Origin of the sequence: Undibacterium sp. CY21W, assembly GCF_014284265.1 — a bacterium.
Classification (GTDB): domain Bacteria; phylum Pseudomonadota; class Gammaproteobacteria; order Burkholderiales; family Burkholderiaceae_D; genus Undibacterium; species Undibacterium aquatile.
Map to the genome: position 1 here is coordinate 750,712 of NZ_JACOGE010000001.1, position 16,194 is coordinate 766,905.

The following is a 16,194-nucleotide window of genomic DNA, read 5'->3' on the forward strand; positions in this document are numbered from 1 at the left end:
TCGACTATTGTGGCACTTTACGCTGGTGAAAAAACCTGTTCATGTCAATGAACAGGTTTTTTATTTTGTTGCTTACATTCTCTCAGTAAAGAACTGTATGCCTGTGCGTTTGACCAGTTCTTCATAGGTGATCGGTTTTCCTGCTTTTGTGTTGTCGATGTTTTCGACCCAGTAAGCCCATCTCTTGTTTTCTGACGGGTCGTAGACCAGTTTGAAAAGATATTTGGGTACCCAGACTTTATTCTCTCCTATCGTTGTCGGTCTGGCTTCAAATACCGGGCCAGTCAGGACATAGACATCACCACGGGCACGCATGGCGTATTTACGTGTCGCATTTTCTATCGATGCCCAGGTCTTTCTATTGTTTTCCGGTGCTTGCGGAACCATATTTGCAAGAGAAAAACTCTGCGCCATTGCCTCCGGTGTTGCCATATTTCCTGCCGGCGCCATGTGACCACGATCATAGCCGGAGTTCTTGTAATCGCTCAGTTCAGCGCGTTCAGCACGAGGCAAACGGGCATCGGCAAAAAAACGATTCGTTCTTTCGTTTCCTTTCGCATCGATGATGGTTTGTCGGTTGAGTTTTTCTGCGACATAAATCGGTGTGTGGCTTTTGGCCGAATGAAGGATCGCGAACGATGAATAGCACAATGCCCGTGCATTGAGTTCGGTTTCATGCGGGATAACGGGAATCTGTCCTCTGGAAAAAAATTGGCGACATTCTGAAAATAGCGGGGCGGCAAAACTGGCAGACGACGATAGCGCTAACGCTAACGCGAAAATAAACTTTTTGAACATGAATTTTATGCGCGAAAATCAAAAGAAAAACAGGTACTGAAAACCGCAACTCATACAACCACGCGGCCATCAGCAAAGCGGGAGAGTGAAGCGAAGAAGAAAGTGCAGCAGCACATTTCCGACACGAATTTTAACGGCAACAAATCTCAGTTGTGTTTATTTATTTGCTTCCGTACAGTAGAGTCGCACTACCGAACATTGGTTTGCTCACTATTTAATCAGGTGCTGCTATTCGTAAGGTGTGTGCTGGCGAGACGTATGCCACTAACACCCCGATCATTTTTCAGGGAAGTTCATCGATGAAGATCAGAGTCAAATTGCCAAAACCGCGCAATCCTTTGGCTGTATTAGTGAAACAGCGTAAAGGCGGGGCGCATGGCGCATCTCAACCGGCGCGGGCAGAACGGCGAAAGTACAAGCAACGCCTGCATGGTGTGTTATCCGGTCGGTCCGGTGGGGATGACACCGACTGATTTTTTTGGGGAGCCGATGTTTACGTTTATTTTTTTTCAGACAGTAACGGCGCGTTGCGAGCTGAATGCACCAATAAACCAATCAGGCTGACGGTGGCAAATGCCGCGCCGGTATAAAAAGTAAAAGTGGAACCCAACTGATCCCACAAAAGACCCGCTACCACGCTGGCAAGCAACAGAGCGATACCGCTGACCAGATTGAAAAAGCCAAATGCCGTGCCACGTAAATCGGATGGTGCACTGGAGGCAACCATACTTGCCAGCAGGCCTTGCGTCATTCCCATATGTATGCCCCAGAGCGTGATGCCAGCTAACAATCCACTCCAGCTCTGGCTGTATCCGAGTATCAGGTCGGAGGCAATCAGTATGACTAATCCGCCAGCGAGCATATGGCGATGAGATATGCGGTCTGACAATTTACCAAATGGATAAGCTGTCGCCGCATAGACGAGGTTCATGGCAACCATCACAAGTGGCACCAGCGCGACCGGAACGGATAATTGTTGTGCCCGTAAAATCAGAAATGCTTCGCTGAATCGGGCGAGCGTAAACAAACATCCAAGCGAAACCACCCACCAGTATTCCCGCCCCATCCGTTTCAGATTGTGCTTGCTGAGTGGGTTGCCAAGGCTGGTTTGTGGTCTGGTATCCGGCTCTTGCACGCCGACAAATAGCAGCAACATTGCCCCCAGCCCCGGTATCACTGCAAGCCAGAAAATATGGCGGTAATCATTTGCCCATAGCAGCATCAGTGCCGTGGCCAGCAGCGGCCCTGCGACGGCACCTATCGTATCTAGTGACTGTCTTAAGCCAAAGGCTTCGCCACGGATTTCTGCCTGAGTGATATCCGTAATGAGTGCATCGCGCGGAGCTCCACGTATGCCTTTGCCTGCGCGGTCGAGAAGGCGGGCAGTTAACAACAGCCCCATTCCCTGGGAAAGTGCAAACAGCGGTTTAGAGAAGGCACTGATCCCATAACCAAACACTGCCAGCATTTTGCGTTTTCCAAGACGATCACTGAGTGCGCCGGAAAATACCTTGACCAGTAAGGTCGTTGATTCGGCGATACCATCAATCACGCCCACCACAAACACACTGATCCCCAGGGTTCCAACCATAAACATCGGCAGCAGGCTATGTATCATTTCTGAAGAAATATCCATCAGCATGCTGACGAAACCGAGTATCCAGATACTTCTGGGAATTTGGGGACGTGTCATGTGTGTTGAGCGAAAATCATCTGCGCCAATGGTGATAAATGCAGGAATTTAATTTATCTGAAACTGATCTGGTCAGTACTGATCATTTTCCCGCATTACGTGCTGTTTGTCGCAGAGTTTCCAGCGTGGTGCCCGGGGTGATCAGATTGCCGTCGTAACGCAGTTCGATCAGAGCCGGTAACTGGTGATCGTGCGTATGCTTTAGAGCGCGTTCCAGTGCCGGGCCGAATTCAGCTGTCGTCAGGACGGTTTCTCCACTCGCACCATAAGCGCGGGCCAGTGCGGCAAAATCAGGATTATGTAATTCCGTGCCGGACACGCGTTCTGGGAATTCCCTTTCCTGATGCATGCGTATGGTGCCGTACATGCCATTGTTAAACACGATGATGACGATGCCTGCACGGTATTGCACGGCGGTGGCCAGCTCCTGACCATTCATCATGTATTCCCCATCACCCGCAAATGTGATCACGCAACGCTCAGGTGCAGTGAGCTTGGCGGCCACGCCAGATGGCACGCTGTAACCCATTGCACCTGAAGTCGGTGCCAGCTGAGTGCGTAGCCCGGCGTAACGGAAGTAACGGTGAGCCCAGGTCGCGTAATTGCCGGCGCCGTTGGTGATGATGCTGTCGGCCGGTGCCAGGCGCATGATGTCCTGCACCACTTGCCACAGATTCAGCGGCGCATTTTCTTTGGCAAAAATGGCGGGTTCCTGCTGCCAGGCGTGCAGTTCTGCTTTGGCTTCAGTCACGCTGTGCTGCCAGCGGGCGGCGCTTTCTAACTTGCCCTGCTTGCTCAGCTCCGACAGCGCATGCGCGAATTCCTTCATGCCGCTGTTGATCATCAGCGGTGCCTGATACACGCGTCCCAGTTCCAGCGCATCGCTGTGTACATGTACCAGAGTTTGTTTTGGCAGCGGCGCTTCGAGCAGGGTATAGCCACCGGTCGTCATTTCACCCAGACGCGGGCCGATTGCGATCACCAGATCGGCTTGCTGTATGCGTTTTGCCAGTTGTGGGTTGATGCCGATGCCGACATCGCCGATGTAGTTAGGATGCGCATTGTCCAGCAAATCCTGAAAACGGAAAGCGCAGGCGACCGGCAAATGATTCAGTTCCGCGAATTCACGCAGCTGCGTGCAGGCGGTTTGATCCCAGCCGCTGCCGCCCAGAATCAGCACGGGACGCTCAGCCGCCTCCAGCATGCTGCGTAACTGGCTCAGTTGTGCTGGCGAAGGGTAGGCCTGTACTGGCGTGTAATGCAGGGTATCCGCCACTTCCATCGTTTGGGCCAACATGTCTTCCGGCAGTGCCAGCACCACCGGGCCAGGGCGGCCACTGGTGGCGACCTGAAAGGCGCGCGCAATGTATTCAGGCACACGGTCGGCGCGGTCGATTTGCGCCACCCATTTCGCCATAGGGCCAAACATGCGGCGGTAATCGATTTCCTGGAAGGCTTCGCGCTCCACAAAATCATTGCCGACCTGACCGATGAAAAGGATCATCGGTGTCGAATCCTGATACGCGGTATGCACGCCTATCGAGGCATTGGTGGCACCCGGCCCGCGTGTGACGAAGCAGATGCCGGGCTTGCCGGTCATCTTGCCATAGGCATCGGCCATAAATGCTGCACCGCCTTCCTGGCGGTTAATGATGAAGCGTATCGCGCTGTCATGCAGCGCATCCAGCACCGGCAGGTAACTCTCGCCGGGCACACCAAAAATAGTATCGACACCGTGAATTTGCAAAGCATCGACAATTAACTGACCACCCGAGCGAGATTTCAACATGACAGTAATAGCTAAAAAGGAAAAACCATACGCTAACAGAAAGCTTGCCGAATTTGCAGCGCTATTGATGAGTCACGACGAATTGCGAACGAATTGCGGGTGAGTAGAGTAAAATAGCGCCCGAAGCAGGCCAGACAATCGCTGGTTGCCATAGCAATATGGTGACGGGAGGAAGGTCCGGACTCCATAGAGCAGGGTGACGGCTAACGGCCGTACGTTGAAAGCCGCAAGGTATAAGACGAGGAATAGGGCCACAGAGACGAGCGTATTAAGTTACGGTGAAACGCGGTAACCTCCACCCGGAGCAATTTCAAATAGGCACGCGTTGAGGTGGCTCGCGGAGCGTGCGGGTAGAAAGCTTGAGCGGCGGAGCAATCCGTCGCCTAGAGGAATGATTGTCATAGTCGGTCATAGCAATATGAAAGACCGTAACAGAATCCGGCCTACCGGCCTGCTTTACTTCTTTTTCCATTGGTCGTTGCCAGGCGCAGACGACCGCTATCTGTCAGAATCATCCTGACACAACTCCAGACACCGCACCATATTCATTTTTCGCAGTATTACGCGATTGCGCTTCGGTTTGTTGTAAATCGGACTAATTCAAAAAAACTGGTGTTACACTCACTTGCCGCAATACAATCCGGTTTATATGCAGCAGCTTGCTGACTAATATCCTATCTGATCATTGCAAACGCCTGTTCTGAATACCTATTAACGATAAATTATTCCAGACTCATGGAAAACCGAGGCAAAAATAAAGAACGGATTATTCCCCTGAAGATATTTGCCTTTTGCACTTGTCTGATTCTTGCCATCATTGTGGCGCAGAGCTGGTGGTCGATTGCCGAAGATAAAAATCTGACCTTGTCTGATGCCCAGCAGGATAGTTACTTTACCGTCCGTATTCTTGAAGAGCATGCCAATCGCGCATTAAGTGAAGTTGTTCAGTTGATGGATGCGATCAGTGAACAGGTCGCTACTTACCCGCCTGAAAAAGATACCCAGAAAAGCACGTCGGAACAGATTTTAGCGAACCAACGCCACCATTCTCAGTTATTGAGTGCGGTATCGCTGTTCGATACACAGGGGCAGCATCTTGCTTCTGATTTTGTCGATAGCTCATCTCAGCAGCTTCGGCCAACACCACCGTTATCGCCACAGTTGCATGTGATATCGCTCATCAGTAATCCCACCGATACGCAATTAAGAGTGGGGGCCGCAATCAAGTTGACAGGTTCTGATCAGTGGATATTACCGGTTGCGAGAAATGTGATGGGGCTGAATGGCCAGCGTGCTGGCATTCTTGAAGTGCAAATGCGCCTCAACTATCTACAAGAATTTTATGAATTGGTTGCACGCGGCAGCGTGGCATCGGTCTCACTTCATGATTTGAACGGAATCGTCCTGACCGGGGCACCGGCTGATAATTATATTTTTAATCGTAGTCTTAAGCAGCCAGCTTTATTGTCGGCGATCGTCGATGGCTCCAGAGAGGGATCGCTTTATGGTGGCGCATTACAGGACGGCAGCGGTGAATTTTTGTATACCTACCGGAAAGTCGCAGGATTTCCACTGACGCTGTTATATGCACGCAATGTCGAAAATATTTTGTCAGACTGGAAGAACAGGGTCAGGCATAAAATGCTGTACACATCAGCGACGCTTATTCTTATCCTGATTCTGATCTGGCTCTTGTTAAGGCAGGTGCAGCAGTTAAATCACTCCCGCCTCCGAATAGAGGCAAGTGAGGAGCGATATCGGTTGCTGTTTAGCGGCGCAGAAGATGCGATTTTGCTGATTAATCAGGATCATCGTTATGTCGATTGCAATCCCGCTGCCGTCAGGCTGTTTGGCGTCAGCGGTATCGCTGATATCGTCGGTCACAAAGCGGGTGAGTTTTCATCCATATTGCAAGCGATGCCGGGCACGCCGCAAACTGACGGTGATACTTTGATTGATCAATTCATCGAACGGGCTTTTGATGGTGTTCCTCAGCGTTTTGAATCGATCATGGAGAGAGAGGGGAATACCCTGTACAACGAGGTGACTCTCAGCCTGGTTGAGTTAAATGGCGAGAGGTTGTTGTTTTGTACCGAGAGAGACATCAGCGCCCAGAAATATTCAGAACAATTGCTGGAGTCACAGAATCATCTGTTGCAACTGATCGGTGCGAATGAAGATCCGCTGTTTATTCTGAGCTCAGTCTGTGATTTTGTCGAAAAATTACGGCCATTCTGGTGTGTGGGAATTCAGTTACTGGCCGATGATCAGAGAACTTTTATTCAAAGTGTCGGGCGCGGTTTTCCTGACATATTATCAAAACAGATCGTCGATATGCCGGTTGCGCATGGCAGTGGGATCTGGAGCGAAGCTGTATTAGTCGCCTGCCCGGTGCAGCTCAGTAATTTTCAGCAAGCGCCATCGATGCAGTTCGTCAATGATCTGGAAGCGTTGGGTAAAATAAATGCTGGCAGTGCATGGCCGTTGATGGACAAGCATGGCCACATATTAGGCAGTTTCACGGTGTTACTGGCGGAATCGCAAGAATTAAGCGATGACGATATGAGTTTGATTGGCATCATGATCGAGATCGCTACGATCGCGATTGAAGGCCGCCGCTCCGAGAAAAAAATACTGCAACTGGCGCATTATGACGAGCTTACTGGTTTACCCAACCGATTTTTATATCATCAGCATCTCGCCAAGGCTTTGGCACTGGCGGAGCGAAACAGCTGTCAGCTTGCGGTGCTTTTTCTCGATCTGGACCGATTTAAGAATATTAACGACACCTTTGGTCATGATGAAGGTGATCGTGTCTTGCGCAGTATTTCTCAACGTTTCCGACAGGTCTTAAGGGAATCGGACATCATTGCCAGAGTTGGCGGTGATGAGTTTATTTTGCTGATTGATCAATTCAGTGATCCACGTGATTTGGGGGACGTCGCGGACAAACTGTTATTCGAAGCATCGCAACCATTTGAAATTCATGGTCAGGAATGCCAACTCAGTGCCAGCATTGGTATTGCCACTTTCCCCGCAGATGGACACGATGCGCAAACTCTGCTGAAAAATGCGGATATCGCGATGTACAGAGCCAAAAATAAGGGCAAGGATAATTACCAGTTTTATGCATCTGAAATGAATACGCACACAATTGAGCAGTTAGCTTTTGAGGCTCGTTTGCGTAAGGCTTTAGAGAGACTGGAATTTGTTGTGTATTATCAGCCTAAGATTTCACTGCAGACCGGAAAGATTGTCGGAGCCGAAGCTTTGGTTCGCTGGGATCATCCTGAGCGTGGAATTCTTTATCCCGGAGATTTTATTGAATTGGCGGAAGAAACGGGCTTAATTAGCCGGCTCGGCATGCTCGTGCTCGATATTGCCTGTCGCGATGTGCTGAGCTTCCGTCAGATGGACAGTGATTTTGGGCGGATTGCAATTAATTTATCAGGCTCGCAATTCAATGATCCTCAGCTTTTAGATGAAATTAAGGGTATCGTCGATTTCTGGCGGGTGCCTGCCGATGCTATTGAATTTGAGATCACGGAAAGTATGGTGATGCATAACCGTGAGCAGGCGATAGTGTTGATGGATGGCTTCAGGTCGGCGGGTTTCAGCCTTTCCATCGATGATTTCGGTACCGGTTATTCTTCCCTGGCTTATCTGAAACGATTTCCTGTGGATAGTGTGAAGGTGGATCGCTCCTTCATCAAAGATATCCCGGATGACCCGAATGACACCGCGATCGTATTAGCCATCGTCGCGATGGCGCACACCCTGGGACTTAAAGTTATTGCTGAAGGTGTCGACGCGCAGACTCAGCTGGCAATTCTGACTGACTTTAAGTGCGACGAATATCAGGGCTTTTATTTTAGTAAAGCGGTGCCTGCAAAAGAATTTCTTCAACTGCTGCAACAGCAAGTGAATTAAAGCCATCGCCTTATTCAAGAGGCGATCTTTACTTGTGATCTCTCTCATTTCATCTTTGCCGCTGGAAATGCAGGCGAACGTCGGCAAACACGGTCGCAACATCCTCAAAATTACCCTAAGAGATCCAATGACGCGGGATTTTAAGCTCTTTATTCCTCCGCGTATTACAAGCCACTTTCACTATCTTCTGTAACTCATTAATTTTATTCAGTTATTTGAATAAATTAACTTTCTCGATAGTTGCGCTAAGTCATTGACTTCATTAAAGAAACTGCTGTTTTTCTGAGTAATTTCACTTGACCATGTTGATAGCATCCTCTAAAGTGGGAAACAGTGTGAGAAAGTGTAATTTTGTGGGATAAGTCCCCAATTTTCATTTATCTTCGCAAACTGAGTCATATCAATCCAAGTCCAGGTAAAAGGTAAAAGCGTGTTCCAGGGTCCATCCGCACTCAATCTCGATGCGAAAGGCAGAATGTCAATTCCTGCCCGCTATCGTGATGCCCTGAGCGAACAATACGAGGGTCACATCACCCTGACCCGCCATCCTGACGGGTGCCTGTTGCTGTTTCCGCGCCCGACCTGGGAATCTCATCGTGAGCAAATCGCCGCATGGCCTATCCAGGCGCGTGACTGGAAGCGTATTTTTCTGGGAAATGCATTTGACGTCGATATGGATAGTGCGGGTCGTATTTTGCTGGCACCAGAGTTGCGTAATGCCGTTGGTATTCAGCGTGACATCATGATGCTGGGCATGGGTAGCCATTTTGAAATATGGGATGCCGGTAAGCTTGCCGAAAATGAAGCCAACGCGAAAGCGGCCGGTGCTCCTGACGTATTAAACAATTTTACTTTCTGATCGCGGGCAATGACCATACAGCAGGCGACAGAATATACCCATACAACTGTGCTCTTGAATGAGGCAGTGGATGCACTCGGCATAGCCGGTGAACGGGTAAATGGTATCTACATTGACGGCACGTTCGGGCGAGGTGGACATAGCCGCCTGATCCTGCAACAGCTTGGACCGAAAGGTCGTCTGATTGCTTTTGATAAAGATGCGCAGGCGATTGCCAGTGCAGCTGAAATCAGCGATCCCCGTTTTCATATTGTGCATGACAGTTTTGCGGCAATGACCGCTGCGCTGGAAGAACTCGGCGTCAGTAAAGTGGACGGTATCTTGATGGATCTGGGTATTTCATCACCGCAAGTGGATGACGCGAGCCGTGGTTTTAGTTTCCGCTCAGACGGTCCGCTTGATATGCGGATGGATACCAGTCGTGGCATGTCTGCTGCTGAATGGCTGGCAGTGGAAGAAGAAGAAAAAATCAGGGAGGTGATAAAAAATTATGGGGAAGAACGGTTTGCTTTTCAGATTGCAAAGGCGATTGTTGCTCGCCGGCAAACGGAGTCCATTACTGGAACCCGACAACTCGCCGAACTTGTCGCGCACGCCGTCAAAACTCGCGAGAAGGGCAAGGACCCGGCAACTCGCACCTTTCAGGCTATACGGATTTTCGTCAATAAGGAGCTTGAAGATCTCGAGATAGGGCTTGATGCAGCTTTTGCTGCGCTCTCTTCTTTCGGGCGAATGTCAGTGATCAGTTTTCATTCTCTGGAAGACCGGATAGTGAAGCAGTTTTTTGCTTCTAAAGTGAAACTTGAGCAGCCAGACCGGCGCTTGCCTATCCGTCACGTCGATTTACCGCAAGCACAAATGCGTTTGCTGAACCGGATTAAGCCTTCTGAAGCCGAGGTGGTTGCCAATCCTCGTGCGCGCTCGGCGATCTTGCGTATTGCTGAACGTTTGCCAGAGGTGCTGAAATGATTACGCGCGTGAACATTTTTCTGGCAATCGCATTGATCGCCTGCGCTTTGTCTCTGATTAATTCTCAGTATCAGGCTCGACGTTTGTTTATTGAGCTCGAGCGTGAGCAAAGTCTCAGCAAACAATATGAATTGCAATGGACCCAATTGAAACTGGATCAATCCACTTTTGGTAAACACTCGCGCATTGAGGAAACCGCGAGCAAGGAACTGAACATGGTGCCGGTCACGCCGGCGCGTACCCAATATCTGAAAGCGGCGGAGCTGAAATGAGCCGTGCTGGGAACATGTCGCGCACAGCTGCTTCACGCGGTGTTTCATTTTCGTCCAATCCGGTGTTGGAAGTGAAATTGCCTATCTGGCGTTCCCGGCTGGTTTTATTTTTATTATTCGGCGCTTTTTTTGCGCTGATCGCCCGTGCTTTGTGGCTGCAGGGAATGACGACGGATTTTTTGCAGAAGCAGGGAGCTAATCGATATGCCCGTACATTAGAGTTACCGGCAACGCGCGGAAAAATCACAGACCGGAATGGTCAGGTGCTGGCGTCATCGGTACCAGTAAAGGCGATATGGGCGATCCCCGATGATGTTCTGGAAGCGCCCAAAGATAAAATCCGACAACTCGCAGCCTTACTCGATATGAGTGAGGCTGAGTTACGTAAGAAACTCGATTCTGATCGTCAGTTTGTGTATCTGAAGCGGCAGGTAGAACCGCAGATATCTGACAAAATTCAGGCGCTTGCTATTCCTGGTGTTGAAACCCGCAAAGAGTACAAGCGTTTCTATCCTGAGGGTGAAGTCATGGCACACGTCGTCGGCTTCACGAATGTGGAAGATATCGGGCAGGAAGGAATTGAGCTCGCCTCGGAAAAAAATCTGGCAGGTAAAACGGGTAGCCGTCGCGTCATTAAAGACCGCCTTGGCCGCATCGTTGAAGATATCCGTGCTATTCGTGAACCACATGATGGCAAAGAGCTGACCTTGTCGCTTGATAGCAAGATTCAGTATATCGCTTACACCCATTTAAAAGATGCAGTAGAAAAACACAAGGCAAAAGCTGGCGGCGCCGTTGTGCTTGACGTTCACACCGGAGAGGTTTTGGCTCTGGTGAATTTGCCCAGCTATAACCCGAATGACCGCTCGGTATTGACCGGTGCGCAGTTGCGTAATCGTGTTATTACCGATACGTTCGAGCCGGGTTCGACCATGAAGCCCTTCACCGTTGCACTGGCGCTTGAGACCGGACGGGTTACTCCGGATACCGTATTTCAGACCGCACCGGGTTATATGACGATAGGCCCGGCTGTGATTCATGACGCCCATAAAGAATCTGTGCTGACCGTTGCGCAGATTATCCAGAAATCTTCGAATATCGGCGTCGCCAAAATGGCGTTACAAATGCCACCCAAGGAAATGTGGGAGTTGTTTACCACCTTAGGTTTTGGTCAGCAGCCGAAAATTGGTTTTCCCGGTGCCGTTGCCGGTCGTTTGCGTAATTATAAAAATTGGCGGCCCATCGAGCAGGCGACGATGAGTTACGGTCATGGTCTGTCGGTGTCCTTGCTGCAAATGGCGCGTGCGTATACGATTTTTGCGCGCAACGGCGACATGATACCGATCACATTTCAAAAAACTAGTGACGCGCCGGCAGCGCAGCGGGTCATTTCCGACAAAACAGCGCAGCAATTGCGCGTCATGATGGAATCGGTAACACAGCCAGGTGGTACCGCAACGCAGGCACGTGTGCCCGGCTATCGCGTTGCCGGAAAAACCGGTACTGCACATAAGATAGAAGGTGGTCGCTACGTGAATAAATATGTCGGCGACTTTATTGGCTTTGCTCCGGTATCCAATCCACGAGTCATCGTTGCTGTGATGATTGATGAACCAAGCGCTGGCGGTCATTTTGGCGGTATCGTCGCTGCCCCGGTTTTTGCTGCAATCACCGCGAACGTATTGCGCTCTATGAACGTGCCACCTGATTCATCAGTCACCAGCATCATTCCTGACAATAGCGTGCAGGAGAGCATGTAATGACCAATAAAAAAATATCCATCAACGAGATTGTTAACTGGCTGCGGCAAGTCGCACCTGACGCACAGTTGTGCTCAAATTCGGCAAAAATCCTGACTGGCGATGTGTTTTTTGCTGCCCGTACGCACCATGGCGATGGCCGCAAATATATTCCTGATGCGCTTGCTCGTGGCGCAATTGCAGTTATATATGACGTTGCGGATGGCGACACTTTCGTGTGGGATGAGAGTATTTCAGTCCCTCATTTTGCAGTGCCGGATTTATCGCAGCAACTCGGGTTGATCGCCAACGAGTGGTATGGCAATCCAGATCGGGCTATGTTCAGCGTCGCTGTGACCGGCACCAACGGTAAGACATCCTGCAGTCAGTGGCTGGCAAAAGCGCTGTCAATGGAAAAGTGTGACACCGCAGTGATAGGCACACTGGGTACCGGCATTTATCATCAGGGTGTATTAGGACAGTTATCAGAAACGGGCTTTACAACGCCAGACGCAATCAGTTTGCAACGCGAGTTGTCTGTGATGCAGAAGAATGGTGCAGAGGCGCTGGCGATAGAAGCATCGTCCATTGGTCTGGATCAGGGGCGGCTGAATGGCTTACATATTGATGTCGCTTTATTCACCAATCTGACACGCGATCACCTTGATTATCACGGTGATATGGATGCCTATGCCGCCGCCAAACAACGCTTGTTTGACTGGAATAGTTTGACGACCGCCATCATCAATCTCGATGACGTGTTCGGGCTTCAACTTTTAGCGTATTTGCAGCAGGCACGGCCAGACGTGCGTTTGATGACTTACAGCCTGGAAAAATCAAGTTACGAAGGTACTGCTTTACTGAGCGCCAGTAATTTGAAAACAACGCATGCCGGAACCAGCTTTCATCTTGAATCGCCGCTTGGCTCCGGTCTGGTGAAAACACAACTGATAGGCCGGTTTAATGTCAGCAACATTCTTGGCGTCCTCGCTGTTCTGCTGAGCAAAGGAATTCCTTTGCCGAAAGCGTTGGCGCTGATAGAGAAATTACCGCCGGTGCCAGGTCGCATGCAATTAGCCGGTAGCGCCGGACATGTAATGGTCGTGATTGATTACGCCCACACACCGGATGCCCTTGAAAAGACTCTTGAAGCTTTGCGCCTCGTCGCGGATGAGCGCGGTGGACAACTATGGTGTGTCTTTGGTTGTGGCGGTGATCGAGATCCGGGCAAGCGTCCACAGATGGGACGGATATCGGAGCAAGCGGATCACGTGATTGTCACCAGCGACAATCCGCGCAGCGAAGATCCCGCTCATATCATCGGGCAGATTGTGGCAGGGATGAGTAAAACTCCCCACATCATCGAAGACCGGGCAAACGCAATTTTGTACGCAATTAAACACGCTGGTGATCAGGATGTGGTGCTGCTGGCAGGTAAAGGTCATGAAACCTATCAGGATATCAACGGTAAGAAATGGCCATTTTCAGATGAAGAACATGCTGCACTTGCACTGGCAACCGTGGCAACCAGCGGCAACATGAAGAGAGGTATCTGATGCATTTTACTCTTCAACAATTGCAACCAGTGCTGACATCCGCGATCATGACAGCGGACGCAGCGGTCACAGGTTTAACCACCGACAGCCGCAAAATTAAGGCGGGGGATTTGTTTGTCGCCTTGCGTGGTGAAAATTTTGATGCCCATGATTTCCTCGCGCAGGTTGCCAATTCAGGCGCAGTCGCCGTCGTGGCAGAACGGATTCCGGAACATTTTGCATTACCTGTACTGATCGTGCCGGATACCAAACTGGCATTAGCTGAGATCGGCCGATACTGGCGACAACAGTTTATGTTGCCTGTCATCGGAGTGACTGGCAGTAACGGTAAAACGACCGTTAAAGAAATGATTTCATCGATTCTGAGCGTGGCTTTTGGTGTCGAATGTCGTTTAGCGACCAGCGGCAATCTGAATAATGAAATCGGCGTACCGCTGACTATCCTTGGTCTCAACCCATCTCACCGGGCAGCAGTGATAGAAATGGGTATGAATCATCCCGGGGAAATTGCCTTGCTGGCTTCAGTCGCCCTGCCGACAGTCGTCTTAGTTAATAACGCCCAGCGTGAACATCAGGAATTCATGCAGACGGTGAAAGCTGTTGCTGAAGAAAATGGTGCAGCTATAAGAGCGCTGCCAGATGACGGTGTTGCCGTTATTCCTGCGGAGGATGAATATTGTTCTTTGTGGCAGCAATATGCGGCAGAACGCGGCCAACGTAAAGTTATTCGCTTTGGATTAAACAGCGATGCCGAAGTCCATGCCAGTTTTGTGGCGACCCCATTTGGTAGTGAAGTCAACATGCATATAGCAGGCCGCTCGTCTGAGGTTCATTTGCAGGCAGCCGGTCAGCACAATGTACTGAATGCGCTCGCCGCCGCCGCGTGCTGCCACGCGATAGGAATTTCTGACGAATTAATCGTTGCTGGCCTGGAGAATTTCAGCCCGGTGAATGGACGTTTGCAGCGTAAGCAAGCCAGTTGTGGCGCGATGGTGATTGACGATACCTACAATGCCAATCCGGATTCTGTACGTGCCGCAATCGATGTACTGACGCAGATCGGCGGAGCTACTGTTCTGGTACTGGGTGACATGGGTGAAGTGGGCGAAAACGGCGCTCAGTTTCATAAAGAGATCGGCGAATATGCCAAAGCTCAGGGTATTACAGAGCTGTATTTACTTGGTGATCTGGTCGCCCATACGGCAAGGGCATATGCCGGGGCACACTATTTCACCGATATACAGGATTTATTCAGAGCCTTAGACAGCAGTATTCATCAGGAAAAGACAGTACTGGTCAAAGGCTCACGTTTCATGAAAATGGAACGCGTTGTCAGCCATTTGTTGGCGGCGGATGACGGCACTTCAACACAACAAAAAATAACAGGAACTCATTAGCATGTTGCTCTGGTTGGCAGAAATTTTTAAACAGGATCTGGGGCTGCTACGCGTCTTCGGTTTTATCACGTTCCGCGCAGTATTTGCGACCATGACCGCGTTGGCGATCGGCATTTTTGCCGGGCCAGCGGTGATCCGTATGCTGACTCGCCTGAAAGTCGGTCAGGCCGTGCGTTCGTATGGCATGGAAACGCATCTGGTGAAATCCGGTACACCAACGATGGGAGGTGTACTCATTTTGATTTCGATTGCGGTGTCGACGCTGCTGTGGTCTGACTTGAGTAACCGCTTCATCTGGGTCGTGTTAATCGTGACTCTGGGTTACGGTGCGGTCGGTTGGGTTGATGATTATCGCAAGGTAGTCTACAAAGATCCGGAAGGCATGCGTTCGCGCGAAAAATATTTCTGGCAATCATTGATCGGTATTGCTGCTGCGTTTTATCTCGCATTCTCGGTATCGGCACCAAGTAATTCCAAAATTCTTGAACTGCTGTTTGCGTGGGTGCAATCGGGCTTTAGTATGGATTTACCGCCGAAGGCAGATTTGATTGTGCCGTTTTTTAAATCGATCAGCTATCCACTCGGCGTCTGGGGCTTTATCGCACTCACGTATTGCGTGATTGTCGGCACCAGTAATGCAGTGAATTTCACTGATGGACTCGATGGCCTTGCCATCATGCCCGTGATTATGGTCGGTACAGCATTAGGTTTGTTTGCCTATTTGTCCGGACATATTGGTTACTCGAAATATCTGTTGATTCCGCATATTCCGGGAGCCGGTGAATTGCTGATTTTCTGCGGCGCGATGACCGGTGCCGGTCTCGCATTCCTGTGGTTTAACGCTCACCCGGCGCAGGTATTTATGGGCGACGTCGGCGCATTGGCGCTGGGTGGTGCGCTCGGCACGCTGGCGGTAATCGTCAGACAGGAAATCGTTTTGTTCATTATGGGCGGTATTTTTGTCGCGGAAACGCTGTCGATTATCTTGCAAGTGTCTTACTTTAAATTTACTAAAAAACGATTTGGTGAGGGCCGCCGTTTATTTTTGATGGCACCTCTGCATCATCATTTTGAGAAAAAAGGTTGGAAGGAAACGCAGGTGGTCGTGCGTTTCTGGATCATCACAATGTTGCTGGTATTGGTTGGCTTATCTTCACTCAAGTTACGTTGAAGTCTGGCTTTGTTATTTTCT

12 protein-coding genes and 1 other RNA gene are annotated in these 16,194 nt (G+C 50.1%); 10 read left to right on the plus strand and 3 right to left on the minus strand.

Annotated features, from left to right (window positions below; all coding sequences use genetic code 11):
- Nucleotides 1–72: 72 nt before the first annotated feature.
- Entirely contained in the window at nucleotides 73–798 is a 726-nt protein-coding gene (locus H8K29_RS03370; protein ID WP_186896375.1) for a DNA/RNA non-specific endonuclease, read from the minus strand.
- Between the two features lie 299 nt (nucleotides 799–1,097).
- On the opposite strand from H8K29_RS03370, the gene H8K29_RS03375 reads away from it, so the two are divergent.
- Nucleotides 1,098–1,271, plus strand: a complete 174-nt coding sequence (locus tag H8K29_RS03375) for a hypothetical protein (RefSeq protein WP_186884767.1) — start codon at nucleotides 1,098–1,100, stop codon at nucleotides 1,269–1,271.
- A 26-nt stretch (nucleotides 1,272–1,297) separates the two neighbouring features.
- Here H8K29_RS03375 and H8K29_RS03380 read toward each other — a convergent pair whose 3' ends face one another.
- Both H8K29_RS03380 and H8K29_RS03385 read right to left on the minus strand, forming a co-directional pair.
- Nucleotides 1,298–2,491: an MFS transporter gene (locus H8K29_RS03380; protein ID WP_186896376.1), complete on the minus strand. Its 1,194-nt coding sequence runs from the start codon at nucleotides 2,489–2,491 to the stop codon at nucleotides 1,298–1,300.
- Between the two features lie 82 nt (nucleotides 2,492–2,573).
- A complete protein-coding gene (locus H8K29_RS03385) occupies nucleotides 2,574–4,280 on the minus strand; it encodes a thiamine pyrophosphate-binding protein (protein ID WP_186896377.1) in 1,707 nt (568 codons plus the stop codon).
- A 122-nt stretch (nucleotides 4,281–4,402) separates the two neighbouring features.
- Here H8K29_RS03385 and rnpB point away from each other — a divergent pair.
- The 9 genes from rnpB to mraY all read left to right on the plus strand — a co-directional run bounded on the left by rnpB (nucleotide 4,403) and on the right by mraY (nucleotide 16,173).
- An RNA gene (gene rnpB / locus H8K29_RS03390) (RNase P RNA component class A) lies at nucleotides 4,403–4,742 on the plus strand.
- Between the two features lie 273 nt (nucleotides 4,743–5,015).
- Complete coding sequence (locus tag H8K29_RS03395) at nucleotides 5,016–8,210, plus strand: EAL domain-containing protein (RefSeq protein ID WP_186896378.1); 3,195 nt, start codon at nucleotides 5,016–5,018, stop codon at nucleotides 8,208–8,210.
- A gap of 430 nt (nucleotides 8,211–8,640) precedes the next feature.
- A complete protein-coding gene (mraZ, locus tag H8K29_RS03400) occupies nucleotides 8,641–9,069 on the plus strand; it encodes a division/cell wall cluster transcriptional repressor MraZ (RefSeq protein WP_186896379.1) in 429 nt (142 codons plus the stop codon).
- Between the two features lie 9 nt (nucleotides 9,070–9,078).
- A complete protein-coding gene (gene rsmH / locus H8K29_RS03405) occupies nucleotides 9,079–10,038 on the plus strand; it encodes a 16S rRNA (cytosine(1402)-N(4))-methyltransferase RsmH (RefSeq protein ID WP_186896380.1) in 960 nt (319 codons plus the stop codon).
- Nucleotides 10,035–10,310, plus strand: coding sequence for a cell division protein FtsL (ftsL, locus tag H8K29_RS03410; protein ID WP_186884773.1), 276 nt, complete (start codon nucleotides 10,035–10,037; stop codon nucleotides 10,308–10,310). Before rsmH ends, ftsL begins: the two co-directional genes overlap by 4 nt.
- Nucleotides 10,307–12,070 (plus strand): penicillin-binding protein 2, encoded by a 1,764-nt coding sequence (locus H8K29_RS03415; protein WP_186896381.1) that lies wholly within the window; start codon nucleotides 10,307–10,309, stop codon nucleotides 12,068–12,070. The genes ftsL and H8K29_RS03415 overlap by 4 nt, the downstream gene beginning before the upstream one ends.
- Entirely contained in the window at nucleotides 12,070–13,605 is a 1,536-nt protein-coding gene (locus H8K29_RS03420; RefSeq protein WP_186896382.1) for a UDP-N-acetylmuramoyl-L-alanyl-D-glutamate--2,6-diaminopimelate ligase, read from the plus strand. The genes H8K29_RS03415 and H8K29_RS03420 overlap by 1 nt, the downstream gene beginning before the upstream one ends.
- On the plus strand, nucleotides 13,605–15,002 hold the full coding sequence (gene murF / locus H8K29_RS03425; protein ID WP_186896383.1) for a UDP-N-acetylmuramoyl-tripeptide--D-alanyl-D-alanine ligase: 1,398 nt from the start codon (nucleotides 13,605–13,607) through the stop codon (nucleotides 15,000–15,002). Before H8K29_RS03420 ends, murF begins: the two co-directional genes overlap by 1 nt.
- Before the next feature lies 1 nt (nucleotide 15,003).
- Nucleotides 15,004–16,173 carry a phospho-N-acetylmuramoyl-pentapeptide-transferase gene (mraY, locus tag H8K29_RS03430; protein ID WP_186884777.1) on the plus strand — a complete coding sequence of 390 codons (1,170 nt, stop codon included), beginning with the start codon at nucleotides 15,004–15,006 and terminating at the stop codon, nucleotides 16,171–16,173.
- Nucleotides 16,174–16,194: the final 21 nt, after the last annotated feature.

Bases quoted from the DNA above. Each gene is read 5' to 3' on its own strand.
- H8K29_RS03370 (WP_186896375.1), bottom strand. From the start codon at position 798: ATGTTCAAAAAGTTTATTTTCGCGTTAGCGTTAGCGCTATCGTCGTCT.
- H8K29_RS03375 (WP_186884767.1), top strand. From the start codon at position 1,098: ATGAAGATCAGAGTCAAATTGCCAAAACCGCGCAATCCTTTGGCTGTA.
- H8K29_RS03380 (WP_186896376.1), bottom strand. From the start codon at position 2,491: ATGACACGTCCCCAAATTCCCAGAAGTATCTGGATACTCGGTTTCGTC.
- H8K29_RS03385 (WP_186896377.1), bottom strand. From the start codon at position 4,280: ATGTTGAAATCTCGCTCGGGTGGTCAGTTAATTGTCGATGCTTTGCAA.
- H8K29_RS03395 (WP_186896378.1), top strand. From the start codon at position 5,016: ATGGAAAACCGAGGCAAAAATAAAGAACGGATTATTCCCCTGAAGATA.
- rsmH (WP_186896380.1), top strand. From the start codon at position 9,079: ATGACCATACAGCAGGCGACAGAATATACCCATACAACTGTGCTCTTG.
- ftsL (WP_186884773.1), top strand. From the start codon at position 10,035: ATGATTACGCGCGTGAACATTTTTCTGGCAATCGCATTGATCGCCTGC.
- H8K29_RS03415 (WP_186896381.1), top strand. From the start codon at position 10,307: ATGAGCCGTGCTGGGAACATGTCGCGCACAGCTGCTTCACGCGGTGTT.
- H8K29_RS03420 (WP_186896382.1), top strand. From the start codon at position 12,070: ATGACCAATAAAAAAATATCCATCAACGAGATTGTTAACTGGCTGCGG.
- murF (WP_186896383.1), top strand. From the start codon at position 13,605: ATGCATTTTACTCTTCAACAATTGCAACCAGTGCTGACATCCGCGATC.
- mraY (WP_186884777.1), top strand. From the start codon at position 15,004: ATGTTGCTCTGGTTGGCAGAAATTTTTAAACAGGATCTGGGGCTGCTA.